The following is a 21,364-nucleotide window of genomic DNA, read 5'->3' as shown; positions in this document are numbered from 1 at the left end:
CAGTCAGTGCGCAAGGTGCAGGCCGCATTCGCGGTTGTCTTCGCCCTTGGTGGGGTCCACATAGTCAAAATTGTTGGGCAGGCCGTTGATCTCACAGTACTGGTAAAGGTCCTTGGACGACCAGTGCAGGAGCGGCGCGACCTTGATCAGTCCGTCGGGGTTGACGCTGACCGGGTCCATCTGGGCGCGTACCGCGGTGTCGGTGGCGCGCAAGGCCGTGAACCAGACCTGGGGCGCGGTTTCACGCAGGGCGCGGGCAAATGGCTCGAGTTTGACTTCTTCGGTGAAGGCAGCATGGCGTGGATCGTCCAGCGCCGGGGTCAGGCCTTCCACCGCCTCGCGGTGCGCACGGGAGCGGCGCGGCAGGTAAATATGCAGGTCCAGCTTGAGCAGCTTGGTCACTTCGTCGGCGAACTGGTAAGTGGCCTCGGTGTTGTAGCCGTTGTCCATCCAGACCACGGGAACGCGGGGATTGGCGCGCGTCACCATGTGCAGTATCACCGCCTCGAAGGGGCGGAAATTGGTGGTGACGATGGCAGGCCGGCCCAGTCCCACGGCCCAGCCCACCAGGCCCTGTGCGTTGTGGCCGAGTTCTGCGTTGATTTTTGCAAGGTCGAGGCTCATGGTGTTCAGGCGGCAGCCGCCTCCTTGAAGTGGGGTTGCACGTCTACCGCATCGCCCTGGTATTTGCCTGCTTTGTAGCCGGGGTAGCTGCTCAACACACGTTGGGCAACGGCCATGTCCTGGTCAGCACGCAGCACGGCAGTGTCAAAGCCGCTGCGCTCCATCTGGGCGAGCTGGTCCACCAGTACGTCGCCGGTGGCGCGGATTTCACCCTTGAACTCGCGGCGGCGGCGCAGCAGGAAGGCCTGGCTGTAGGCGCGGCCATCGGTGAACTTCGGGAAGTGCAGGTCAATGCGCGCGATGCCGTCGAGTGTGATCTCGAATGGATCGGCATCGTTCGCAAGGACCAGGGTACCGGGTTGTTCGGCGCCGCTTTGTTCGCTGAAAGGCAGTAATTTCATCGTGATTTCCTTTCCAGTGTTCAGTGCGCGACGGTGTTGGGGGCAAAGCGCGCATTCTTGGCGGCGGCCTTGTAGGGTTCGATGCCGACGCGGCGGAAAGTCGCAATGAACGTTTCGCCGTCTTCGCGCAGCTGGCGATAGGTGTCGAGCACTGCTTCAATGACTTCCGGCACTTCGGCGCCGGTGAACGAAGGGCCCACCACCTTGCCAGGCACCGAGGCGCCGCTCAGCGTGGAACCATCGGAGCCGCCCAACGACACCTGGTACCACTCAAGGCCGTCCTTGTCTACGCCCAGGATGCCGATATGGCCGCTGTGGTGGTGGCCGCAGGAGTTGATGCAGCCGCTGATGTGCAGGTCGATCTCGCCCAGGTCGTGCAGCTCGTCCATGTCCTGGTAGCGCTCGGTGATGGCTTCGGCAATCGGGATGGAGCGCGCATTGGCCAGCGAGCAGAAATCACCGCCGGGGCAGGCGATCATGTCGGTCAGCAGGTGGATATTGGGCTTGGCAAAACCGGCCTTGCGGGCGGCGCGCCAGAGCTCGGGCAGCTCGTCGCAACGCACCCAGGGCAGCAGCAGGTTCTGGTCGTGCGTGACGCGCACTTCACCGGCGCTGAACTGGTCGGCCAGATCGGCGGCGATGTCGAGCTGGTCGGCCGTCGCGTCGCCGGGCGCCTGGCCCAGGCGCTTGAACGACAGCGTCACGGCGCGCAGGTCGGGGTTCTGGTGCGGGGCCACATTGCGCTGCAGCCAGCGGCCGAACTCCACGTCGTCTTCGGCGGCGGCGCGCAGGATGTTGGCAATTTTTGTATCGGCGCTCTTGCGGTCGCAATTGAGCGCAGGCGGCACAAAGCAGGCTGTCACGCGGTCGAGTTCTTCCTGCGTGATGGTGTGCGGCGCGCCATCGTGTTCCAGGATCTGCTTGTATTCGGCCTCGACGTCGTCAATGTAGCGCTGGCCTTCGGCTTTCACCAGAATCTTGATGCGGGCTTTGTAGATGTTGTCGCGGCGGCCATAGCGGTTGTACACGCGCACCACGGCTTCCAGGTAATTCATGATCTGGTTCCAAGGGAGGAACTCGCGGATCACCGTGCCGATCACCGGCGTGCGGCCCATGCCGCCGCCCACCAGCACCTTGAAGCCCAGCTCGCCTTCGGCGTTGCGGATCAGATGCAGGCCGACGTCGTGCCAGGCGGTGGCGGCGCGGTCTTCGCGGGCGCCGCTGATGGCGATCTTGAACTTGCGCGGCAGGAAGGCGAACTCGGGGTGCAGCGTGCTCCACTGGCGCAAGATTTCGCCGAAGGGACGCGGGTCGGCGATTTCGTCGACGGCGATGCCCGCGCGCTCGTCGCTGGTGATGTTGCGGATGCAATTGCCGCTGGTCTGGATGCCGTGCATGCTGACACTGGCCAGCAGGTCCATTACCTCGGCGGATTTGTCGAGCGGGATCCAGTTGTACTGAATGTTCTGGCGCGTCGTGAAGTGGGCGTAGCCGGTGGTCAGCTTGGAGCTGACCGACAGGCCGTTTTTCAGGTTCACGGGGCCGAGCTTGTCCTGTTTGGACTGGGCTTCGTTGAACAGCGCGGCGTTGGGCTGGTCGTACTCGCGGGCGATTTTGGCCAGCACGCGCACCTGTGCGCTGGATAGTTCGCCATAAGGCACGGCCACGCGCAGCATGGGCGCGTAACGCTGCACATACCAGCCGTTTTGCAGGCGCAAGGGGCGAAATTCGTCTTCAGGCAACTGGCCTGCCTGCCAGCGGGTCAGCTGGTCACGGTACTGGTTGGCGCGGGCCTTGACAAACTCGCGGTCAAATTCTGTGTATTGGTACATGGCTGTCGGGATTCAAACGTCGTGGGATTTTTATAAGGAGCGGGTCAGATCGAAATCAGTTTCACGCCGGCATAGGCCAGCAGCACGGACAACAGCGAGCGGATCACGCGGTCTGGCGTTTTGTGCACCAGGTGCGAACCCAGCCAGATGCCGGGCAGGGAGCCGGCCAGCAGCTTGATGAGCAAAGGCCAGTCGACCGAACCGATGGAGGCATGGCCCAAGCCTGCCACCAGCGTCAGCGGTACGGCGTGGGCGATGTCGGCCGCCACGATGCGCGGCAGCGGCAGGGTGGGGTAGAGCAGCATCAGCACGATCACGCCGATGGCACCCGCGCCGACTGACGTCAAAGTGACCAGCGTGCCGATGACCGCGCCAAACAGCAGCGGCAGCGACCAGTGGCGCGCACGCGTGGCCTGGCCTATGAGTTCGGGCGCGATGGTGGTCGGGGCGGCCTTGCCGCGCAGCACCTTGTAGGCCGTGGCGCCAGCCGTCAGCAGTAACGCCAGGCCGAGGGTGGTGGTCATGATGGCTTGCGTAGCCGGGTTGGCCGGGCCCATGCGCTGCAACATATAAAGGGTGGCCAGGGCCGCCGGAATGCTGCCGGCTGCTGTTTGCCCGACGATTTTCCAGTCCACCACCCGGGCGCGGGCCAGGCTGACGGTCCCGCCCATCTTGGTAAAGGCCGCAAACAGCAGGTCGGTGCCGATGGCAAGGTGCGGTTTGATGCCGAAAAAGAAGATCAGCAGCGGCGTCATCAGCGAGCCGCCGCCCACCCCTGTCAAACCCACAACCAGGCCGACGGCAAAACCAGCAAATACAAAGGCAAATTCATGCATAGCGGGAGAATGTAAGTGCGCGACTTATAAAAACAAACTACACATTTGTTCTGCCGTTATGCAGATAAGCTTATTCGCCAATAAATATGCGGGTTTCGAACGGTTTTTTCGTGTTGGCGGCATAAGGCTTGCATTCAGGTTGGCCGTTCACCAGCCGACCCGTCACAAAGCGCTGGTACAGTCCCTGCTCTTTCGGATGAGCTGCCCGGTTTTGGGCTTGCCGCACGAACCGAATTGCCCATTTTTGGAGAAAACCCGTGAAATTGATGAAGTCCGCCCTGATGGGCGGTTTGTTTCTGGCCTGCGCCACGGCGGTGACGCTCGCCCAGGGCAGCCCGAAACCTCCCATCAAGATCGGCGAAATCAACAGCTACTCCGCCATTCCCCAGTTCGCCCAGCCTTACCGGCAAGGCTGGCAGCTTGCGGTCGAGGAAATCAATGTGGCTGGTGGTCTGCTGGGGCGCAAGATCGAAGTCATCTCGCGCGATGACGCCGGCAAACCCGAAGAAGCCCTGCGCCAGGCCGTCGAGCTGACCTCAAAGGAAAGGGTGGATGTGCTGGCGGGAGGGTTTTACTCTAGCGTCGGGCTGGCGCTGGCCGGCCATGCCCAGGCCAGCCGGCGGGTGTTTATCGCCAGCGAATCGCTGGCCGACGCCATTGTCTGGGAGCAAGGCAACCGCTACACCTTCCGCCTGCGGCCTAGTACTTATATGCAGGCGGCCATGCTGGTCGAAGAGGCAGCCAGGTTGCCGGCCAAACGCTGGGCCACGATTGCCCCCAATTACGAATACGGCCAGAGCGCAGTCACTGTATTCAAGGAGTTGCTGAAAGCCAGGCGCCCGGACGTCGAGTTTGTGAGTTACCAGTGGCCGGCGCTGGGCAAGATAGAAGCCGGCCCGACGCTGCAGGCGGCCATGCAGGCAAAACCCGAGGCGATCTTCAACGCGACTTTCGGCGCCGACCTGGCCAGGCTGGTTCGTGAGGGCAACCAGCGCGGCATTTTTCCCCGCATGCCGGTGGTGTCGATGCTTTCGGGGGAACCCGAGTACCTGGACGCGCTGAAAGACGATACGCCGAAAGGCTGGATCGTCACCGGCTATCCGTGGGACCAGATCGACTCCCGCGAGCATGCCAGCTTTGCCGCCAACTATTACCGCCGCTTCAACGAATACCCCAAAGTCGGTTCGGCGGTGGGCTACGCCACCATGCAGGCGATTTTTGCCGCCATCCGCAGGGCCAATTCCACCGACAACGAAAAGCTGGTGGTGGCTCTGCGTGGCCTGAAATTCTCCACGCCTTTCGGCCCCGCCGAATTCCGCGCCATTGACCACCAGTCCACCATGGGCGCCTATGTGGGCAGGCTGGACCTGCGCGGCCACAAGGGCACCATGGTGCAATGGCGCTATGCCGACGGCAAGGCCTATTTGCCAAGCGATGCGTATGTCAAGGCCCGCAGGCCCGCCGCGGCCATGAAGTGACGTTTTGACAACGCAGGTGCTGAATTCCTTGAAGCCTCCCCGGCGATCCCCCCATAATCGGGCGCAATGACGAATACGGGTGGTGAGGCTGTCAAGCGGGTTTTTGTAAAAGTGTTCGGGTTTGATGACGTTGAGCGTCATGCCCTGAACGCGGTGTTTCGCATTTCCGAAACACGACCTATCGCCTACACCCCCTGGACGCCCGACGCGCCCGAAGAGGCCTTGATGGCGCTGATTGACGGCGACAGCTGGGAAGCTGCGCTGGAGCTGGCCAACCCCGCGAATGACGACTTCACCCTGATCTGGATCGGCGACAACCCGCCGGCCAGGGCGCGCCTGGTGATTCCACGCCCGCTGCAGTGGACCGCCGTGATTGACGGCATGGACGAATTGCTGGCCGCTGAACGGCGGCAGGCCGCGCAGGCTCTGCCGCCGGGCAAAACGCGTGGTGAGAAGGACCTGGATCTCGACCTGCTGTCCGAATCCGCCGCGCTGCTGGACCTCGATCTCGACTTTGATTCGCAGGCGCCTACCGCGCCGGCGCCGCTGGAAGCCCCGGAGCCCCTGCCGGAGCGCCCTCAAGTGTTGGTGGTGGATGCTGATCGCGACGCGCGTCTTTACCTGCGTGCCAGGCTGGCCATGGCCGGTTTCGTGAAGATAGACGAGGCGACCACCGGCACCGAAGCGCTCAAGCTGATTGACACGCATCTTTACAAGCTGGTGATTCTCGACATGGAGCTCCCCGACATTGAGCCCTGGGAAATGGTCAAGCGGGTGGAGGCATCGCGCCCTGCCATCGCCTATCTGATTTTGACCGGCAACCGTCTCTCCCCGCTGGACACCGTGCGCGGATGGTTCGGCGGCGCGCGCGGCAGCCTGCGCAAACCCCTGCACCCCGGAAAGCTCAAACGCCTGCTGCGCAGCGTGGAGTGAAGGCGCTCATTACGCCTTGAATGCTATCTATTTGATAGCTGCTTGCGCCCGTTCCGCCTTGGTTTCAGCCCTGTTTGGCTTAAAAATCTCAAGTATTGACGATCAGCGCGGGCAGGGCATGCTGCGGCATCAGCGCCTCCGCCAGCCGCTGTTCAATCGGCAAAGGTTCGGCGTGCAGCTTCGCCGCCAGCAATTCCCCGCAAAGCGCGGCAAACGTCAGCCCGCGCGAGCCCATGCCGCTGCACACCCACAGGCCCGGGCTTTCTTCAAGCGGGCCCAGTGCGGGCAAGCGGCTGGGCGTGGCACAGCGCACACCCGCCCAGGACTGAACCTTCCCGGGCTCAAACTGTGCGGCCAGTGCACGGGCGGTTTGCGGCAGCAGGGTTTGCAGCCGGCCGAAATTGTGCTGGTCGTCCTGGGGCCGCGTTTCGGCCTGGGTGTTGTCGCGTTCAAAGCTGGAGCCCATGACCCAGGCCAGGCCGCCGGCCTTGCTGGGCAGGGGCACCGCGGGCACCAGGCTGCCATGGCCGTTCACGGGAAAGGGCGGCAGTGCGCTGGCCGCGCCGGGCTCATGCAGGCCCCAGCTCACTTGGCCCCGGATGGCCTGCAGTGCAAGGTCACCAGCCTTGTTCGTTGCGGCGCCGGCAGCCAGTTCGAGGCTGGCATAACCGGCCGCCAGCACCACGAGTTCGGCGCGGGCCAACTCCCGGCCCTGCGCATCCAGAACCTGCCACTGGCCCGAGGCCTGGTTCAGGCGGCTCACCACTGATCGGCCGTGCGATTGCACACCCGGCCCAGCCAGCCAGGCGTCGACCAGGGCGGCCGGCCGGATCCAGCCGGCCCGCGCATGCCACAACGCGGGCGTATCCGGCGGCAGGCCGCATTGCCTGAGCTGGGCGGCGTCGGCTGGCCCTGTCCAGTCGCCAGCGGCGTCGGCCCAGTCCGTTTGCCAGGCCTCAGGCCGTTTGCGCGGGTGCTCCACCGCGTGCTCCAGCACGCCGGTACAGCCCCAGTCGCCGGCCTGCAGCATGGCCTCGGCCTGCTGCAGCGTGGCGCGAATGCCATGGCGCGACAGGCGCGAGAGCGGGTTGTCGTCGGGCGAGACATGCGGCGCCAGCAAGCCGGCGGGCAGGCCGGACGCCCCGGTGGCGGGCTCTTCGGCTGCGTCCAGCACCACGACCTGCCAGCCGCGACGCGCCAGGCTGGCCGCCACAGCCGCGCCGGCCAGGCCAGCGCCAATCACCACGCAGCGGGCAGGTGGCCGGCGTGCGGGCGAGGGATGTGTTTTTTTCGGCTCCCACGCCGGGTTGAACTCACCCTGCAGGTTGTCGCGTTTGGGCGGAATGCCCGGCACCTTGCGCACCACAAATCCGCATTGCGCCAGCGCATCGCGCACGCTGCGCGCAATTGTCCAGGTGGCGATTCGCGTGCCGCGCCGGCAGCAGCGGGCCACCGCCTTGAACGTATGCAAGTCCCAGATGTCCGGATTGCGCTGCGGGCTGAAACCGTCCAGGTAGACCGAATCGGCTTCAAACAACTGCTCGCGCAGCATGGCCTTGGCGTCACCGATGCACAGCGTCAGGAGAAGCTGGCCGCCCTCAAACACCAGCCGGTGAAAGCCCGGCAGCAGCCCCCACAGCTGGCGCTGCAGTTGTTCGGCGAAAGGCAGCAGTTCAGGATGGGTCCTGGCACTGCGCAGCACGTCTTCGGCGCTGGCCGGAAAGGCCTCGGTCGAGACGAAATGCAGCAGGCCAGGGCGCTTCGGGTCGGCCTTCCAGGCGGACCAGGTCACGAGGAAATTCAGGCCCAGGCCGAAGCCGGTTTCAAGAACAGTCCATTGTGGCTGGCCAGCCCAGGCTTCGGGCAGGCCGCAGCCCTTGAGGAAGACTTCTTTAGCCTGGTCCAGGCCGCCCAGCTCGCTGCGGTAGCGGTCGCCAAAGCGCGGGCTGTAGGGGCTGCCGCCGGCTGTGCCGTCGTCCAGCCACTCGATCACCTCAGCCATGGCCGACCAATGCAAGTTTCATTGTTAGTGACAGGCGTGTGGTCCCCGGTTTCAGGCCAGCCGGGGCCGCGGAACCGGCTTTGCCGGGCCGCAGGCGCAGCGGCCCCCTCGGGGGGCAGCGCAGTACGCGAAGCGACAAGCGTGGGGGCCTTATTGAGTCGGGGGAACGTAGCCTTGGACGGCGTCGGCGCCGTCGCCGAAGAAGTGTTTTTCCATCTGGCGCGCCAGGTACTGGCGGGCGCGGGCATCGGCCAGGTTCAGGCGGTTTTCGTTGACCAGCATGGTTTGCTGCTTCATCCACTCCGCCCAGGCTTCCTTGCTGACTTCTTCCCAAAGGCGCTTGCCCAGCGGGCCGGGATAGGGCGGAAAGTCCAGGCCTTCGGCTTCTTTACCGAGTTTGATGCATTTGACGAGGCGTGCCATGGGGTAGTTCTTTCGTAGGGCTAAGGTGTCTAAGGATGTTTGTGGAATAAAGAACTGATTTTTTATTCGTTCCAGTTTCTAAGGTCTGCTTCCAGAATCCATTTTGTTCGCATTTACACGCAATTTTTTGGAAAAGAGAGCAACCATGACTTCACGCCGCAACTTTATCAATGTTTCCGCCCGCACTGCCGTGGCGGCCGGTTTGGGTTTGACGCTGGCAGGGTCACTGCTGACCGCCCAGGCCCAGCAAGCGCCCGTCACGCTGCTCAACGTCTCGTATGACCCAACCCGTGAGCTTTACGTCGAATACAACGCGGCCTTCAGCAAATACTGGAAAGCCAAGACCGGCCAGGATGTGACGATCAAGCAGTCGCACGGCGGCTCCGGCAAGCAGGCCCGCTCCATCATTGACGGCCTGGACGCCGACGTGGCCACCCTGGCCCTGGCCGGCGACACCGACGCGTTGGTCAAAAACGGCGGCTGGTTGTCGGCCGACTGGCAAAAGAAACTCCCGCACAACTCGTCGCCCTACACCTCGACCATCGTGCTGGCCGTGCGCCAGGGCAACCCCAAAGGCATCAAGGACTGGGACGACCTGATCAAGCCCGGCATCACCGTGATCACGCCCAACCCCAAGACCTCGGGCGGCGCCCGCTGGAACTACCTGGCCGCCTGGGAATTCGCCAAGCGCAAATACGGCAGCGATGCCAAGGCCAAAGAGTTCGTTGCCAAGCTGTACGGCAATGTCTCCGTGCTGGACACCGGAGCGCGCGGCTCCACCATCACCTTTGCCCAGCGTGCCCAGGGCGACGTGCTGATCGCCTGGGAAAACGAAGCCTACCTGCTCGAAAAAGAATTCGGCGCCAAGTTCGACGTGGTCGTGCCGTCGCTGAGCATCCTGGCCGAGCCCGCCGTCGCCGTGGTCGACAAAAACGTCGACAAGAAGGGCACCCGCGCCGTGGCCGAGGAATACCTGAAGTACCTCTACTCTGAAGAAGGCCAGGACATCGCCGGCAAGAACTTCTACCGCCCCGCTGTTTCGCAGAAAGCCATTGCCAAGTACGCCAAGCAGTTTCCCAAGCTGAACCTGTTCACCATCGACCAGGCCTTCGGCGGCTGGGCCAAGGCTGATAAAGAGCATTTCGCAGACGGCGGCTCGTTCGATCAGATCTATACAAGGAAGTAGGCTTCCCCCCGAAGCGGCCTCTGGCCGCCTCCCCCCAGGGGGCGCCCGCTGCGGCCCGGCTGAGCCGGTTCCGCGCCGGCACTGGTAGATATGGGGTGATACGTCGCCGCGTCCTCAAGCAAATTAGAAAGCAATCTCACTAATGTCCGTACAACAATCCGTGCTGCTCATTGCCGGCAGCCCTTCCGAGCAATCCCGTTCGGCAGCGCTGCTCGACTCCGTCAGCGACAGGCTGGCCCTGCGGGGTGGCCTGGTGGTCGATCGGCTGAACATCCGTGAGCTGCCGGCTCAGGCTTTGCTGCTGGCTGAGTGGGGTCATCCGGCGATCGTCAAGGCGATTGACCAGATTGCCCGTGCGCGCGCCATCGTGGTGGCCACGCCGGTGTACAAGGCGGCTTACAGCGGCCTGCTCAAGGTGCTGCTGGATTTGCTGCCGCAAACGGCGCTGAAGGAAAAAACCGTGCTGCCGCTGGCCACCGGCGGCAGCCCGCACCACATGCTGGCGCTGGACTACGCCTTGCGCCCGGTGCTGCAGGCGCTGGCGGCCCGCCACATCCTGCCCGGTGTGTATGCCACCGATTCGCAGGTGCCGCAGTCGGCCGACAAGCGCTACGAAGTCGGCCCCGAGATCACCGTGCGTCTGGACGATGCGGTGCTGACACTGCTGGCGGAAAGCTTCCGGATGCCGGCCACCACGGGCTTCGAGCCGGTGCATTTTTCGCGGGTGCGATGTAGCGTCTGAGCTGAGCCGCCCGCCGGTGCTGAATTCAGGCCATTGAATTCATCGATTTTCAGTTCAACGTTTTTTACCCAAGTTCCAGGAGAACCTGTATGTCCATCCAAGCCATCAACGTCCGCAACCAGTTCCGCGGAAAAATCAAGGAAATCATCCGCGGCGACGTGGTGTCTGAACTCGACGTCGAAACGCCCTGGGGCATCGTCACCTCGGTCATCACCACGCGCTCGGTCGACCAGCTCGAACTGGCCGTCGGCAGCGAGGTGGTAGCGCTGGTCAAGTCGACCGAGGTGTCCATTGCCAAGCTGTAGGCCTGCCAGCGCGGGTTGATTGCCAAATTGCTGCCTGGCGCTTTATTGACGGGCGCAAGCAGCTATTAAAACCATAGCAAATCCAGGGCCGTCCCGTTGTGATGAACAGCAGGGCGGCCGCCTGTGCGTGTGCCTTACTGCAGTTCGACGCCCGCCTTTTTCACCAGCTGCGCGTACTTCACCAGTTCGCTGCGAAAGTACTGCGCGGCGGCTTCCGGGCTGCCGGGGTTGATGGTGTTGCCTTGCTTGAGCATGGCTTCCTTTACCTCGGGTGTGGCATAGGCGGCAACCACCGCGTCCTGGATCCGTTTGACATCGGCCGCCGGCAGCTTCGCCGGGCCTATCACCGCAAACCAGCCTTCCATGTTGTAGTTGGGCAGGCCCTGTTCCGCAATGGTCGGGATGTCGGGCGCCGCGGGTGAACGGGTGCTGCCGCCCACACCGATGGCGCGCAGGGCACCGCTTTTCAGGTGCGCCTGCACGGCAGGGAGCGCCAGCACACCCATGTCCACCTGCCCGCCGATCATGTCGGCAACCATGGGGCCCACGCCCTTGTAGGGAATGTGTTTGGCCTTGACCTGGGCTTCGTCCAGAAACATCTGCGCGGCCAGGTGCAGGATGGTGCCGTTGCCCGACGACGCATAGTTGTAGGCGTCGGGTTTGGCCTTGAGCAGGGCCACCAGCTCTTTCACATTGGTGGCCGGCAATTTGGCGGGGTTCACGACCAGCACCATCGGCGTGGTGCCGATGACCGTGATGGGCGTGATGTCGGCCACCGGGTCGAAGGGCAGCGACTTGTAAACGCTGGGGTAGATCACGTGGTTGTTGGACACCACGCTCAGCGTCATGCCATCGGGTGCGGCCTTCACAAGCGCCGAGGTGCCGACAATGCCGCCCGCGCCGGGCTGGTTTTCAATCACCACCGGGTGGCCCAGCGCCTTGCCCAGCGCAACACTGGCCGCTCGCACGATGGTGTCCACGCCCGAGCCCGCGCCCACCGGCAGGATGAAGCGCACCACCTTGTCGGTGGTCTGGGCCAGCAAGCTGCGTGGCGATGCCAGGAAGGCGCCGCCGGCGAAAAGGGCGCCGAGTCCCCAGAGGGCCTGGCGCCGGGTCGCGGGTTGGTTGCTCAAGGCTGAGGTGTTGGTACTGCGGATCATCTTCATCTTCGGGGTCATTCTGTCTCCTTCATTGTCGTGAGTCGCGCAAATCGGCCGGCAGGTTCAACTTACTGCCTCAACTGACTGCAGCTTGCCGGTGCAGGTCATCCACTTCACCCGCGCTGTAACCCAGGCCTGCCAGCAGTTCACGGGTGTGCTCGCCCAGCGTGGGCGGGTGCAGGCGAACCCCCAGCCGCTCCCCTTGCATGGTGATGGGGAACAGCGTGGTTTTTACCATCTGGCCGGCCTTGGGGCCATCGGGCAGGCGCACATCGGCCAGGCCGCCGGTGGCCAGCAGGTGTTCGTCGTCGAACAGGTCTTCGGGCCTGCGGATAGGCGCAAACGGCAGGCCGGCTTTTTCCATCACGGCTGAAAGCTCGGTAGCGCTGCGCGGGGCCAGCCGCGCCGCCAGGTCCTTGAGCAGGGCGGGGCGCACCGCCACGCGCTGGTTGTTGGTGGCGAGCGACGGGTCCGCCTTCAGGTCGGGAAAACCCAGCACGGTGCAAAACGTTTGCCACTGCGCGTCGCTCACGGCCGCCAGGAATATCTGTTCTCCGTCTTTTACGGTGAACACGTCGTACACCGCCCAGGGGTTGTCGCGCGCGGGCATGGGGGCCGGGTGTTTGCCTGTCATGGCGTACTGCAGCATGTGCTGGCCCATCAGGAAGACATTGTTTTCATACAGCGCCGACTGCACTTCCATGCCCTTGCCGCTGATGCCGCGCTGGATCAGCGCGCCCAGCGCGCCGATGGCGCCGAAGAGCCCGCCCATGATGTCGTTCACGCTGGTGCCGGCGCGCAGCGGGTCGCCGGGCCGGCCCGTCATGTAGGCCAGGCCCCCCATCATCTGCACCACCTCGTCAAGCGCGGTGCGGTGGTCATAGGGCCCGGGCAAAAAACCCTTGTGGCTGACGTAAATGATGCGCGGGTTGACGGCGCTGAGCGCGGTGTAGTCCAGGCCGTACTTGGCCATGGTGCCGGGCTTGAAGTTTTCGGCCACCACGTCGGCGCTGGCGCAGAGCTTGCGCGCCACTTCGGCGCCCACCGGGTCGTGCAGGTCAATGCCGATGCTTTTTTTGTTGCGGTTGAAGAGCGGAAAGAAGCCCGAGCCGGCGCCCAGCAGGCGGCGGGTCCGGTCGCCGTCGATGGGCTCGACCTTGATGACTTCGGCGCCCATGTCGGCCAGCACCATGCCGCAGGTGGGGCCCATGACCATGTGGGTGAACTCCACCACGCGCAGGCCGGCCAGCGGCTGTGGGGTGGTGGATTCGGGGATGGGTTGCATGCAGTGTTCCGGAAGAAAAAATAATTCAGGCCGCAGCGGAGGCAGCAGATGCGCGCATGGTTTTGGGCAGGCCCGCGCGCCACAGCGTGCCGTGCAGGGTTTCGCCTTCAAGCCAGCCCGCCACCCGGGTGCGCAGCGCCATCAGCTTGTCAAAGTCAATGCCGGTTTCGATGCCCATGCTGGCCAGCATATAGGCCAGGTCTTCAGTGGCCACGTTGCCGCTGGCGCCGGGCGCATGCGGGCAGCCGCCTATGCCGGCCAGGCATGCGTCAAGGCGCGTCACGCCGGTTTGCAGCGCGGCATATACGTTGGCCATGCCAAGGCCGCGGGTGTCATGAAAGTGGCCGCAGTCAAGCCGCTCACCGGCCACTTCAAAAGCCTGCTCAAACAGCCGGCGCACCATTTCCGGGTCGGCATAACCCACGGTGTCTGCCAGGCCCACGCGGTCGGCGCCGGCGTCCAGCACGGCGCGCAGCAGCCGCAGCACCTCGGACGGCTCGACCCGGCCCTGCAGCGTGCAACCAAAGGCGGTGCTCATGCCGACTTCAATCACGATGGGCGAGCCCGATGCATCACGCAGGTCGCGGATGCGGGCGATTTCTTCGACCACCTCATCGGGCGTCTTGCGCAGGTTGGCCAGGCTGTGGGCGTGGCTGGCCGAAATCGGCAGCAGCATCAGGTCGGCGCCGGATTCGATGGCGCGTTCGGCACCCTTGAGGTTGGGCACCAGCACCGACGTGACCAGGCCGGGCAGTGTTTTGGCAAAGGCCACCAGCTCGGCGGTGTCGGCCAGCTGCGGCAGCAGGCGCGCCGGCACAAACGAGCCAACCTCGATTTCGCGCTGGCCGGCGTCGTAGGCCGACTGGATCCACTCCAGCTTGTGCGCGGTCGGCATCACGGCGGCAATGCTTTGCAGGCCGTCACGCGGGCCGACTTCACGGATCGTTGCCTGCCGGGGGAGGGCAGGCCTTGAAGGCAGGTTCACTGTGGTCTCCGTTGTCGTCTGTTCATTTTCGGGGCGCAGCTGCAGTTTAGAATTTCCCAAAGGGTTTGATTGGTCAATTTTGGAAGCACTGACGTTCCGCTTGGGAATATCAAATCTGCGCCGCTTTTCCAGGCGAGTTGTACGTGTACCCAGGAGCCGCCCATGAGAGACCTCGACATGACCACGCTGCGGCTGTTCGCGGCAGTGTGTGATGCGCGCAGCATTGCCCGCGCGGCCGAGCAGGCCAACATCGTCGGCTCGGCCATCAGCAAGCGGCTGGCCCAGCTCGAAGACACCGTCGGCACGCCGCTGCTGGTGCGGCGCCGCCGCGGTGTGGAGCCCACACCTGCTGGCGAAAGCCTGCTGGAGCACGCGCGCACCATGCTGGCCAGCGCCGAGCGCATTGAACGCGACATGGCCGCCTATGCCCAGGGCGTGCGCGGCCAGGTGCGCATCCTGGCCACGGCTTCTGTCATGGCCGAGTCGCTGGCCGACGACGTGGCGGCTTTTTTGCAGGAGCCGGCGCACCACGACATCCAGGTCGACATGGAAGAACGCGTCAGCCCCGATGTGATCCGCGGCATCAAGGAGGGCGTGGCCTCGGTCGGCATCTGCTGGGATGCTGCCGACCTGAGCGGCCTGCAGTCGCGCAGCTACCGCACCGACCACCTGGCCATCGTGACCCACCCGTCGCACCCGCTGGCAGGCGAGAAAACCCTGCACTTTGAGCAGACGCTCGACTTCGAGCATGTCAGCCTTCCCGCGCACAGTGCTGTGCAGGTGCTGCTCTTGCGGGCTGCTGCGCTCAAGGGCAAGGTCGTGGTTCACCGCGTCATCGTGTCCAACTTCGAGGCCGCCTTGCGCGTGGTGCGCGCCAACCTGGCCATCAGCGTGGTGCCGCGCGAGGTGGCTGAGCCTTATGCCGCCACCTATGGGCTGCGTGTGATGCCGCTCGCCGACCCCTGGGCTCGCCGGCGCTTTGCCATCTGCTTTCGGGATGAGGCGGGTTTGTCGGCGGCGGCCAGGCTGCTGGTGGCCCATCTGGCGGCAAAAGGGTTGCCCGATGGAGGGTGAAAAGTACCGTAGACGCTCTGCGCGGTATTTCGGGTGCTATCAAATCAGGAGCTACTTGCGCTTACCAGCATTGGCCTGCAGCTACTTTTTATCCATTAAACAGCGTTCAAAAGACGTTTGGTAACACCTGCAGGCACGCCAAATGGCCTCTGGAAGCCCGGGGAAAGCTTCCGGGCCTGCCGTTTAGAGGTAAAATAGGCCTCCAACCCACAGCAGACAAGCGCGAGCAGCTATAAAAAATATAGCGCGCAGGGCTGATCCAGGCTAGCCCGAAAGGGGGCCAGCAACCGCCGAAGGGCGGTTACCTGGTCCGCAAAGTGCTTGATTTAGGGGAAGGAAGCCCCAAATTCACTGCATGAACGCCACCCAACCCCATCCCCACAAAACCGACCTCACGGTCACCCACGTACTGGCCGAGCTGCTGGAACGGCTTGAGCACAGCGCGGTGCCGGTGGGTGCCGAGCAGTACCGCTCCGTGGTGCTGCACCTGGTCAACGAACTGGGCGATGTGGAACCCGGCATGGCGCTGGGCGCGCTGCTCGACACGCACCCGGCTGCGGCAGAGCTGTATGAAAACGTCAATTACCAGTACGCGGGCCTGTGCCGGTCTGCGCTGGACGCCTCGCTCGCTGCCGAGCTGAAGGCCAAAGAGGCCATTGAAAAGGCCATGAAACCCATCAACCCCCAACTGAAGGAAGACCCCAACCATGGCAAGAGCTGACGCCAAAACCGCCGTACTCGCTGACGGCCTGCGCTACAAGTCCAAGGTGTCGGGCTCACCGTTTGCTGCCACCACGTCATTTGGCGCTGCCACGATGTCGTGTTTCATGTGCGGCAAGCACCGCGCCCGCTCCCTGATGGGCACCCGTAAAGTGCTGGGCAAGTCCCAGGCCGTGTGCTCGCCCTCGTGCAAGGCACTCGACGAAGCCCTCGAAAACGCCGCCAACCAGGCCTGAAGCTGAACCGCGGGGCCGGCAACCGCCGGCCTCTACCTGGCTATCCACGGCTACCCACAACGCCGATGGGGCCGTACGGCTCCTTGATCACCGCGCACACCCGGGCGCATACTGTGCTGAAGACATTTTTCAATGTCTGAACACACAGCTAAAGGTGATTTTCATGGCCGATTCGTCCCAACCCGACCCGTTTCTCGAACCCGACGATGCCATCGACCATATCCATGGCCCGGCGTCGGCCCCGGTCACTGTTGTGGAATACGGCGACTTCGAATGCCCGTCCTGCTTTCAGGCCTACGGCGCCCTGAAGGTGATGCTTCCGCACTTCGGGCGCCAGCTGCGTTTTGTCTTCCGGCACTTTCCGCTGCGCGAAGTGCACCCCCATGCCGAACTGGCCGCAGAAGCGGCGGAAGCCGCCGGCGCACAACACAAGTTCTGGCCCATGTACGAGCTGTTGTTTACCAACCAGCACCACCTCAAAGACAAGCACCTGCTCGACTACGCCACCCAGGCCGGCCTGGACATGGCCCGCTACCAGAACGAAATGAACGACCACGTCTACCTGCAGCGCGTGCAGGAGCACATGCAAAGCGGCCGCCACCTGGGCGTGCGCTCAACGCCGGCGTTTTATGTCAACGGCGTGTTTTGTGATGTGTCGTTTGGGCTGCAACACCTGCATGAGGCCATAGACAAAGTGTTGACCAGCCAACAGACTTAACCGTCAACAGGCTGACGCGGCGTCACCAGCGTCTTCTGCAAAAACGCCAGGTCCAGCCAGCGGCCAAACTTGAAGGCCGCCTGTTTGATCGTGCCGCTGTGCTCAAAGCCCAGGCGCTTGTGCAGCGCAATGCTCACAGCGTTGTCCAGGTCAATCGCTCCCACCAGCAGGTGCATGCCTTGCGCTTCAGCCCTGGCCACAATCGCCTCCAGCAGCTTGCGCCCCAGGCCCAGGCCACGGCTGTCTTTCTCCACATAAACCGAATGCTCGACCGTGTACTTGTACGCCGGAAACGCGCGGAAGGTGCCGTAGCTCGCAAAACCCAGCAGCTTGCCGCTGTCGTCTTCCATCCCGACCATAGGAAAGCCGTTGGCACGCTTGGTGGCAAACCAGGTCACCATGCTTTCAGGTGCGCGTGGTTTGTAGTCATACAGCGCCGTCGAGTTGACGATCGCCTCGTTGAAGATGGCCAGGATCTGGCCGGCATGGCGTTCTTCATTGCATTCGACGAGATGCATGGGAAGTCCTTTCGCAGGGGTGTTCGGGTTGGGGGCCGTGTGGGGTCAATGTGGTGCAAATAGATCGTCTACTATAAGAGATTATTTATCCCCTATGATAGACGAATGTATTTCCCGTATTTGTCGTATTTCCCGGAAGACACCCCATGACGATTGACGCCCTGATCGCCTCGCGGCTGCTGGCATTGCGCCAGGCCAAGGGCCTGAGCCTGGCGCAACTGGCCGAGGTGTCGGGCGTCAGCAAAGCCATGATCTCCAGGGTGGAGCGCGTCGAAAGCAGCCCAACCGCCGTGATCCTCGGCCGGCTCGCAGCCGGCCTGGGCGTGCCGCTGGCGCAGCTGCTCACCGAAGACAAGGACGCAGAAGCCGGCCGCAGGCTGCGAAAGAAGGCCGGGCAGGCGGTATGGCGCGACCCGGAAGCCGGCTACCTGCGGCGCCAGGTGGCAGAGCGCGGGCCCGACCACGGCGTCGAGATGGTGGAAGTCGAGCTGCCACGGTCGGCCAGGGTGGCTTACCCGCGATGGAGCGGCCAGCCCTACCGACAGCGCCTCTGGCTCGTCGAAGGCGGCCTGCGCGTGGAATACGGCGACGAAGTCTTCAAGCTCGAACCCGGTGACTGCCTGGACTTCGGTGTTGACCGCCCCGTAACCTTCAAAACCCTGGGGCGCAGCGCCTGCCGCTATCTGCTGGTCGTCTGGCCCGGCTGAATTTGTCGCCCCTTACCCATTAACTGGCGGCAGCAGACCCCGGCACAACCGCCGCGACGTTCAGCGCCGCATGGCGCGCGCGTATGCGCCGCACCTGTAGCGCCGCCCCAATGATGTAAAGCAGCAAAAGCACACCCGTGGCGGCCTTGAGTTCGGGCGCATCGGCGTTGGGCAACAGTGGCGCACCCAATGGCAGGCGCGTTGATGTCTCTGTGATGGCCGGAATCATGTGGAACAAAAAGGTCATCGAATAGCCCAGCGTCTCAACATACGGCGAGGCACGGCCCAGCACCTTGGTGGTGCCCGCCACCCAGGCAATGCCCAGCACCAGCAAGGTAATGATGCCCAGCGCATGCGGCTTGCCGAAGCCGCCATGCTGAAAGATGCCAAAACTGGTGAGGCAGGTGAGTACGGTGGTCCAGATATAGATCTTGCCCAGTGTGGACGCGGCGATGATTTCCTTGTCGCGAAAGAAGGCAATCACGGCAGCCGCAACGGCCACCAGACTGATGGCGGTGTGGATCACACCGAGGTAGGTCAAACCATAAATCATCGGAATCTCCTTGTGCCCCTGCCAGGTGAGGGACGTGAGGTTGAACAAGCTGACATGGGTACCCATGCAAACGCCATGCCGCGCAGATTGTTGCCGGTGATGCTGCTTTTGCCTATGACTTTTCGGCCTGCCCGGCCACGGCCCGATAATCGGTAGTACACCGTGGCCGCAATGCGCCACTCTTTTAGACCAGAAGTACTCATGAAAAAAACCTACCAACTCAACATCGAAGGCAAAAATCGCGACCGCCTGCTCGATGCCGCCAAACACGACATCCGCAAATACCTCAAACGCGAACGCGCCAAAGCCTTGCCCAAAGGTGTGGATTTTTGGGACTTTGACTGCAAGTCGGGTGCGGGTGATGCCACGGCCTCAGAGGTGCCGGTGGCAGACCTCATCAAGTCGATTGACGAGATCGTGAAAGACGGCGCGCCGCAGTTCTATGTGGAAGTGGTGGCCAAGGGCGGTGTCAAGGTGCCCCGTGCGCGCAATGAGGGTGACGACGATTTCGCTGACGTCGAATAAGCATGCGCAGACTCTTTGCAATCCTGCTGATGGCCGCATGCGCCACCTCAGCGAATGCGGACCCGAATCTTGTCGGCCAGTGGAAGTCTGACTCCGAGATCAGCATGCGCTTCAACAACGAGCGCGCAAAGCTTGACAGCAAGACGGCCCTGTTTCTTTCGCAGCTGATGGGTCATATGACCCTGACCTTTACGGCAGAGGCCATGACTTCCGAGCTGCCGGACCTGGAGACGAAAACGCAGGAAGGCCGAAAGAGGCCGCTGACAGGTTTTCGCGAAACCCATCCGTACCGTGTCCTGGGCGCTGCCTCGGATTCGATTGCCATCAAAACCGTTGCGCCAGTGACCGGCAGGGACACCATCGTTGTCTATAACTTCATAAGTCCAGACATGTTTTGGATTTATGCAGGAGGGGAAGACAATTCGCAGAGTCTTCATCTGCGCGAATACTATGTGCGGGTCAAGGACGCGCCCAAGCCCGATGCGCCGAAAAGCGCTCAACCCTAGAGAAGCCACTCTCGCAAGAGGGCCCATTCAGGGTTGATTCCCGAAAGCAGAAAATGTTGACCAGATTGAGCCGTAGTCAAAAGCGCCTGCAGCGATTCGTGTTTTTGCTGTTTGGTCTGTTTTTCGCATCCGTAGTTGCTGCAGCCGACAGCTACGATTTAATGATGCGAGCCATCGAGCGCAATGATGCAGTGCAAGTCAAAGCGCTGATTGCCGGCAAGATTGATCCCAACCTCCGCAAGGACAGCCGGGCATCCCCAACGTTTATGACATTCGCCGCATACCACGGCCGGACGGAAATACTTCAACTTCTTCTGGGTGCAGGCGGCGACGTGAACAGCCGGGATGGGGACATGCAGACCCCTCTGATGCAGGCAAGCAGCCGTGGCCACATTCGTGCCGTGAAACTTCTTGTCAAAGCGGGTGCGAGCCTCAATGAAGTCTCGAAGTGGGGCGACACCGCTTTGGCCCAGGCGCGTCAAGCAGGTCACGGCAAAATGGCTAAGCTGTTGATCGACGCGGGAGCGACCCCGTAACCTCAGGCGGACCGCCTGAAGCGCTGGTTGTCCGAGGTGAGAAACTACGACCTATGGACAGAGACCCCGAAGCCCCACAAGGCCCTTTCCCCGACACCATCAAGCAGGGCGATGTGTTCTGGATAGAAGCGGACCCCTCGCGCGGCTCCATCCCGGGCTCTCCGCATCCCCACGTTGTCGTGCAAGACGACGTGTTCAACCGCTCCCGCATCAGCACAGTCATCGTTTGCGCGCTCACCTCCAACCTGAACCGCGCCACAGAGCCGGGCAATTTCCTGCTGGAGCCGGGTGAGGGCAATCTGGAAAAGCAAAGCGTGGTGGTTGTGTCTCAGGTGTCTTCCGTGTACAAAACACGTCTGGGTGCGCATATCGGGACGCTGTCGGATGAACGGGTTCAGCAGATACTGGCGGGTATGCGGTTTCTGCAGGCATCGTTTCACCATCGATAGTCCCGGGAGCACCGTGTCAGGCAATTTCTGTCGTCTGTGCCCATTGTTCGCTACCTGAAGGCCAACACCATGCAAGCGCCGAGTTCCTCCACCATCACATTGCTTGTGCTTCTTCCATTGGTTGCGTGGCGCGTCTATGCGCGCTTTCGCCGCATGGTCGGGCGCCAGCGCCTGTCGAAGATCCGCCCCTGGGTCACCTTGACCATCTTTCCCGTCCTGCTTGTTTTGCTGGGCTTCGCTGCGCATGAACATCCCGAACGGCTTTGGTGGCTGGCCGGTGGCCTGGGCCTCGGGGCGTTGCTCGGTGTCTTCGGGTTGAGCAAGACGCGCTTCGAACCCACACCCCAAGGCCTGTTCTATACGCCCAACGCCCACCTGGGCATTGCGCTTTCACTGCTGTTCGTTGGGCGCATTGCCTATCGCCTGTTCGAGGTCTATACCGCAGAACCGACAGTGCAGCACGGAATGGGCGACTTCGCACGCAGTCCGCTCACGCTTGCTGTCTTTGGGCTGCTGGCGGGGTATTACATCAGCTACGCCATCGGCTTGGTCCGCTGGCGGTTTGGTGTTCTGCGGGCCAAGAGGGAGCGTGAATCGCTGGGGCGAGATGCTTAAGATTGCGCCGACTTG

At 63.0% G+C, this 21,364-nt stretch carries 26 protein-coding genes; 15 read left to right on the top strand and 11 right to left on the bottom strand.

Going from position 1 to position 21,364, the window contains the following annotated elements:
• Positions 1-3 precede the first annotated feature (3 nt).
• Genes AC1DU8_RS11170 through AC1DU8_RS11155 form a run of 4 tightly spaced genes read right to left on the bottom strand, consistent with a single transcriptional unit; the run spans position 4 to position 3,693 of the window.
• Complete coding sequence (locus tag AC1DU8_RS11170; RefSeq protein WP_457278591.1) at positions 4-624, bottom strand: phosphoadenosine phosphosulfate reductase domain-containing protein; 621 nt, start codon at positions 622-624, stop codon at positions 4-6.
• 5 nt (positions 625-629) lie between these two features.
• Positions 630-1,025, bottom strand: a complete 396-nt coding sequence (locus AC1DU8_RS11165) for a DUF934 domain-containing protein (protein WP_457278590.1) — start codon at positions 1,023-1,025, stop codon at positions 630-632.
• 20 nt (positions 1,026-1,045) lie between these two features.
• Positions 1,046-2,857, bottom strand: a complete 1,812-nt coding sequence (locus tag AC1DU8_RS11160) for a nitrite/sulfite reductase (RefSeq protein ID WP_457278589.1) — start codon at positions 2,855-2,857, stop codon at positions 1,046-1,048.
• A 44-nt stretch (positions 2,858-2,901) separates the two neighbouring features.
• Positions 2,902-3,693, bottom strand: coding sequence for a sulfite exporter TauE/SafE family protein (locus AC1DU8_RS11155; RefSeq protein ID WP_477667269.1), 792 nt, complete (start codon positions 3,691-3,693; stop codon positions 2,902-2,904).
• Between the two features lie 266 nt (positions 3,694-3,959).
• Between AC1DU8_RS11155 and AC1DU8_RS11150 the strand changes: the two genes are divergently transcribed.
• Together AC1DU8_RS11150 and AC1DU8_RS11145 are read left to right on the top strand one after the other, a co-directional pair.
• The gene (locus AC1DU8_RS11150; protein ID WP_477702501.1) at positions 3,960-5,171 is read left to right on the top strand and encodes an ABC transporter substrate-binding protein; all 1,212 of its coding nucleotides are present in this window, start codon (positions 3,960-3,962) and stop codon (positions 5,169-5,171) included.
• Between the two features lie 66 nt (positions 5,172-5,237).
• A complete protein-coding gene (locus tag AC1DU8_RS11145; RefSeq protein WP_477726753.1) occupies positions 5,238-6,104 on the top strand; it encodes a response regulator transcription factor in 867 nt (288 codons plus the stop codon).
• A gap of 88 nt (positions 6,105-6,192) precedes the next feature.
• On the opposite strand, the gene mnmC is transcribed toward AC1DU8_RS11145, so the two are convergent.
• Both mnmC and AC1DU8_RS11135 read right to left on the bottom strand, forming a co-directional pair.
• Entirely contained in the window at positions 6,193-8,106 is a 1,914-nt protein-coding gene (gene mnmC, locus AC1DU8_RS11140; RefSeq protein ID WP_477726752.1) for a bifunctional tRNA (5-methylaminomethyl-2-thiouridine)(34)-methyltransferase MnmC2/FAD-dependent 5-carboxymethylaminomethyl-2-thiouridine(34) oxidoreductase MnmC1, read from the bottom strand.
• Between the two features lie 150 nt (positions 8,107-8,256).
• The gene (locus tag AC1DU8_RS11135; protein WP_457278585.1) at positions 8,257-8,529 is read right to left on the bottom strand and encodes an oxidative damage protection protein; all 273 of its coding nucleotides are present in this window, start codon (positions 8,527-8,529) and stop codon (positions 8,257-8,259) included.
• Between the two features lie 145 nt (positions 8,530-8,674).
• Between AC1DU8_RS11135 and AC1DU8_RS11130 the strand changes: the two genes are divergently transcribed.
• The 3 genes from AC1DU8_RS11130 (at position 8,675) to AC1DU8_RS11120 (ending at position 10,762) form a co-directional block, all read left to right on the top strand.
• Entirely contained in the window at positions 8,675-9,715 is a 1,041-nt protein-coding gene (locus tag AC1DU8_RS11130; RefSeq protein WP_457278584.1) for a sulfate ABC transporter substrate-binding protein, read from the top strand.
• A gap of 142 nt (positions 9,716-9,857) precedes the next feature.
• Positions 9,858-10,457: an NADPH-dependent FMN reductase gene (gene ssuE, locus AC1DU8_RS11125; RefSeq protein WP_477647791.1), complete on the top strand. Its 600-nt coding sequence runs from the start codon at positions 9,858-9,860 to the stop codon at positions 10,455-10,457.
• Positions 10,458-10,546: 89 nt separating this feature from the next.
• Positions 10,547-10,762 carry a TOBE domain-containing protein gene (locus tag AC1DU8_RS11120; protein ID WP_457278582.1) on the top strand — a complete coding sequence of 72 codons (216 nt, stop codon included), beginning with the start codon at positions 10,547-10,549 and terminating at the stop codon, positions 10,760-10,762.
• A 134-nt stretch (positions 10,763-10,896) separates the two neighbouring features.
• Here AC1DU8_RS11120 and AC1DU8_RS11115 read toward each other — a convergent pair whose 3' ends face one another.
• From AC1DU8_RS11115 to AC1DU8_RS11105, 3 genes are all read right to left on the bottom strand, one after another.
• Positions 10,897-11,922: a Bug family tripartite tricarboxylate transporter substrate binding protein gene (locus tag AC1DU8_RS11115; RefSeq protein ID WP_477727047.1), complete on the bottom strand. Its 1,026-nt coding sequence runs from the start codon at positions 11,920-11,922 to the stop codon at positions 10,897-10,899.
• A gap of 76 nt (positions 11,923-11,998) precedes the next feature.
• Positions 11,999-13,207: a CaiB/BaiF CoA transferase family protein gene (locus AC1DU8_RS11110; protein WP_477726751.1), complete on the bottom strand. Its 1,209-nt coding sequence runs from the start codon at positions 13,205-13,207 to the stop codon at positions 11,999-12,001.
• Positions 13,208-13,232: 25 nt separating this feature from the next.
• The gene (locus AC1DU8_RS11105; RefSeq protein WP_477726750.1) at positions 13,233-14,192 is read right to left on the bottom strand and encodes a hydroxymethylglutaryl-CoA lyase; all 960 of its coding nucleotides are present in this window, start codon (positions 14,190-14,192) and stop codon (positions 13,233-13,235) included.
• A 162-nt stretch (positions 14,193-14,354) separates the two neighbouring features.
• Between AC1DU8_RS11105 and AC1DU8_RS11100 the strand changes: the two genes are divergently transcribed.
• The 4 genes from AC1DU8_RS11100 (at position 14,355) to AC1DU8_RS11085 (ending at position 16,940) form a co-directional block, all read left to right on the top strand.
• The gene (locus AC1DU8_RS11100) at positions 14,355-15,266 is read left to right on the top strand and encodes a LysR family transcriptional regulator (protein ID WP_477647799.1); all 912 of its coding nucleotides are present in this window, start codon (positions 14,355-14,357) and stop codon (positions 15,264-15,266) included.
• 355 nt (positions 15,267-15,621) lie between these two features.
• On the top strand, positions 15,622-15,987 hold the full coding sequence (locus AC1DU8_RS11095) for a hypothetical protein (RefSeq protein WP_457278577.1): 366 nt from the start codon (positions 15,622-15,624) through the stop codon (positions 15,985-15,987).
• The gene (locus tag AC1DU8_RS11090; RefSeq protein ID WP_436154840.1) at positions 15,974-16,222 is read left to right on the top strand and encodes a hypothetical protein; all 249 of its coding nucleotides are present in this window, start codon (positions 15,974-15,976) and stop codon (positions 16,220-16,222) included. Before AC1DU8_RS11095 ends, AC1DU8_RS11090 begins: the two co-directional genes overlap by 14 nt.
• A 163-nt stretch (positions 16,223-16,385) precedes the next feature.
• Positions 16,386-16,940 carry a DsbA family protein gene (locus tag AC1DU8_RS11085; RefSeq protein WP_477726749.1) on the top strand — a complete coding sequence of 185 codons (555 nt, stop codon included), beginning with the start codon at positions 16,386-16,388 and terminating at the stop codon, positions 16,938-16,940.
• On the opposite strand, the gene AC1DU8_RS11080 is transcribed toward AC1DU8_RS11085, so the two are convergent.
• Positions 16,937-17,458 (bottom strand): N-acetyltransferase family protein, encoded by a 522-nt coding sequence (locus tag AC1DU8_RS11080; protein WP_477726748.1) that lies wholly within the window; start codon positions 17,456-17,458, stop codon positions 16,937-16,939. The two genes, AC1DU8_RS11085 and AC1DU8_RS11080, sit on opposite strands and share 4 nt — an antisense overlap.
• A 146-nt stretch (positions 17,459-17,604) precedes the next feature.
• Between AC1DU8_RS11080 and AC1DU8_RS11075 the strand changes: the two genes are divergently transcribed.
• A complete protein-coding gene (locus AC1DU8_RS11075) occupies positions 17,605-18,165 on the top strand; it encodes a helix-turn-helix domain-containing protein (protein ID WP_477726747.1) in 561 nt (186 codons plus the stop codon).
• 19 nt (positions 18,166-18,184) lie between these two features.
• Here AC1DU8_RS11075 and AC1DU8_RS11070 read toward each other — a convergent pair whose 3' ends face one another.
• Positions 18,185-18,784, bottom strand: a complete 600-nt coding sequence (locus AC1DU8_RS11070) for a hypothetical protein (RefSeq protein ID WP_477726746.1) — start codon at positions 18,782-18,784, stop codon at positions 18,185-18,187.
• A gap of 135 nt (positions 18,785-18,919) precedes the next feature.
• Between AC1DU8_RS11070 and AC1DU8_RS11065 the strand changes: the two genes are divergently transcribed.
• From AC1DU8_RS11065 to AC1DU8_RS11045, 5 genes are all read left to right on the top strand, one after another.
• On the top strand, positions 18,920-19,243 hold the full coding sequence (locus AC1DU8_RS11065; protein ID WP_477726745.1) for a DUF6172 family protein: 324 nt from the start codon (positions 18,920-18,922) through the stop codon (positions 19,241-19,243).
• A gap of 104 nt (positions 19,244-19,347) precedes the next feature.
• Positions 19,348-19,749, top strand: a complete 402-nt coding sequence (locus tag AC1DU8_RS11060) for a hypothetical protein (RefSeq protein ID WP_477726744.1) — start codon at positions 19,348-19,350, stop codon at positions 19,747-19,749.
• 53 nt (positions 19,750-19,802) lie between these two features.
• Complete coding sequence (locus tag AC1DU8_RS11055; protein WP_477726743.1) at positions 19,803-20,285, top strand: ankyrin repeat domain-containing protein; 483 nt, start codon at positions 19,803-19,805, stop codon at positions 20,283-20,285.
• 53 nt (positions 20,286-20,338) lie between these two features.
• A complete protein-coding gene (locus tag AC1DU8_RS11050; protein ID WP_477726742.1) occupies positions 20,339-20,734 on the top strand; it encodes a type II toxin-antitoxin system PemK/MazF family toxin in 396 nt (131 codons plus the stop codon).
• A gap of 69 nt (positions 20,735-20,803) precedes the next feature.
• Complete coding sequence (locus tag AC1DU8_RS11045; RefSeq protein ID WP_477726741.1) at positions 20,804-21,349, top strand: CcdC protein domain-containing protein; 546 nt, start codon at positions 20,804-20,806, stop codon at positions 21,347-21,349.
• Positions 21,350-21,364 lie beyond the last annotated feature (15 nt).

The sequence above is a fragment of the Polaromonas sp. P3_A5 genome, assembly GCF_056403055.1.
Note: the sequence above shows the minus strand (reverse complement) of the source record. Positions and strands in the feature narration are given on the sequence as shown.

Excerpts from the sequence above, each read along its gene's own strand:
- AC1DU8_RS11090 (WP_436154840.1), top strand. The coding sequence starts at position 15,974 with ATGGCAAGAGCTGACGCCAAAACCGCCGTACTCGCTGACGGCCTGCGC.
- AC1DU8_RS11135 (WP_457278585.1), bottom strand. The coding sequence starts at position 8,529 with ATGGCACGCCTCGTCAAATGCATCAAACTCGGTAAAGAAGCCGAAGGC.
- AC1DU8_RS11045 (WP_477726741.1), top strand. The coding sequence starts at position 20,804 with ATGCAAGCGCCGAGTTCCTCCACCATCACATTGCTTGTGCTTCTTCCA.
- AC1DU8_RS11075 (WP_477726747.1), top strand. The coding sequence starts at position 17,605 with ATGACGATTGACGCCCTGATCGCCTCGCGGCTGCTGGCATTGCGCCAG.
- AC1DU8_RS11110 (WP_477726751.1), bottom strand. The coding sequence starts at position 13,207 with ATGCAACCCATCCCCGAATCCACCACCCCACAGCCGCTGGCCGGCCTG.
- AC1DU8_RS11145 (WP_477726753.1), top strand. The coding sequence starts at position 5,238 with ATGACGAATACGGGTGGTGAGGCTGTCAAGCGGGTTTTTGTAAAAGTG.
- AC1DU8_RS11120 (WP_457278582.1), top strand. The coding sequence starts at position 10,547 with ATGTCCATCCAAGCCATCAACGTCCGCAACCAGTTCCGCGGAAAAATC.
- AC1DU8_RS11095 (WP_457278577.1), top strand. The coding sequence starts at position 15,622 with ATGAACGCCACCCAACCCCATCCCCACAAAACCGACCTCACGGTCACC.
- ssuE (WP_477647791.1), top strand. The coding sequence starts at position 9,858 with ATGTCCGTACAACAATCCGTGCTGCTCATTGCCGGCAGCCCTTCCGAG.
- AC1DU8_RS11150 (WP_477702501.1), top strand. The coding sequence starts at position 3,960 with ATGAAGTCCGCCCTGATGGGCGGTTTGTTTCTGGCCTGCGCCACGGCG.
- AC1DU8_RS11160 (WP_457278589.1), bottom strand. The coding sequence starts at position 2,857 with ATGTACCAATACACAGAATTTGACCGCGAGTTTGTCAAGGCCCGCGCC.
- AC1DU8_RS11070 (WP_477726746.1), bottom strand. The coding sequence starts at position 18,784 with ATGGGTACCCATGTCAGCTTGTTCAACCTCACGTCCCTCACCTGGCAG.
- AC1DU8_RS11060 (WP_477726744.1), top strand. The coding sequence starts at position 19,348 with ATGCGCTTCAACAACGAGCGCGCAAAGCTTGACAGCAAGACGGCCCTG.
- AC1DU8_RS11085 (WP_477726749.1), top strand. The coding sequence starts at position 16,386 with ATGGCCGATTCGTCCCAACCCGACCCGTTTCTCGAACCCGACGATGCC.
- AC1DU8_RS11170 (WP_457278591.1), bottom strand. The coding sequence starts at position 624 with ATGAGCCTCGACCTTGCAAAAATCAACGCAGAACTCGGCCACAACGCA.
- AC1DU8_RS11065 (WP_477726745.1), top strand. The coding sequence starts at position 18,920 with ATGAAAAAAACCTACCAACTCAACATCGAAGGCAAAAATCGCGACCGC.
- AC1DU8_RS11165 (WP_457278590.1), bottom strand. The coding sequence starts at position 1,025 with ATGAAATTACTGCCTTTCAGCGAACAAAGCGGCGCCGAACAACCCGGT.
- AC1DU8_RS11155 (WP_477667269.1), bottom strand. The coding sequence starts at position 3,693 with ATGCATGAATTTGCCTTTGTATTTGCTGGTTTTGCCGTCGGCCTGGTT.
- mnmC (WP_477726752.1), bottom strand. The coding sequence starts at position 8,106 with ATGGCTGAGGTGATCGAGTGGCTGGACGACGGCACAGCCGGCGGCAGC.
- AC1DU8_RS11130 (WP_457278584.1), top strand. The coding sequence starts at position 8,675 with ATGACTTCACGCCGCAACTTTATCAATGTTTCCGCCCGCACTGCCGTG.
- AC1DU8_RS11100 (WP_477647799.1), top strand. The coding sequence starts at position 14,355 with ATGAGAGACCTCGACATGACCACGCTGCGGCTGTTCGCGGCAGTGTGT.
- AC1DU8_RS11115 (WP_477727047.1), bottom strand. The coding sequence starts at position 11,922 with ATGATCCGCAGTACCAACACCTCAGCCTTGAGCAACCAACCCGCGACC.
- AC1DU8_RS11080 (WP_477726748.1), bottom strand. The coding sequence starts at position 17,458 with ATGCATCTCGTCGAATGCAATGAAGAACGCCATGCCGGCCAGATCCTG.
- AC1DU8_RS11050 (WP_477726742.1), top strand. The coding sequence starts at position 20,339 with ATGGACAGAGACCCCGAAGCCCCACAAGGCCCTTTCCCCGACACCATC.
- AC1DU8_RS11055 (WP_477726743.1), top strand. The coding sequence starts at position 19,803 with ATGTTGACCAGATTGAGCCGTAGTCAAAAGCGCCTGCAGCGATTCGTG.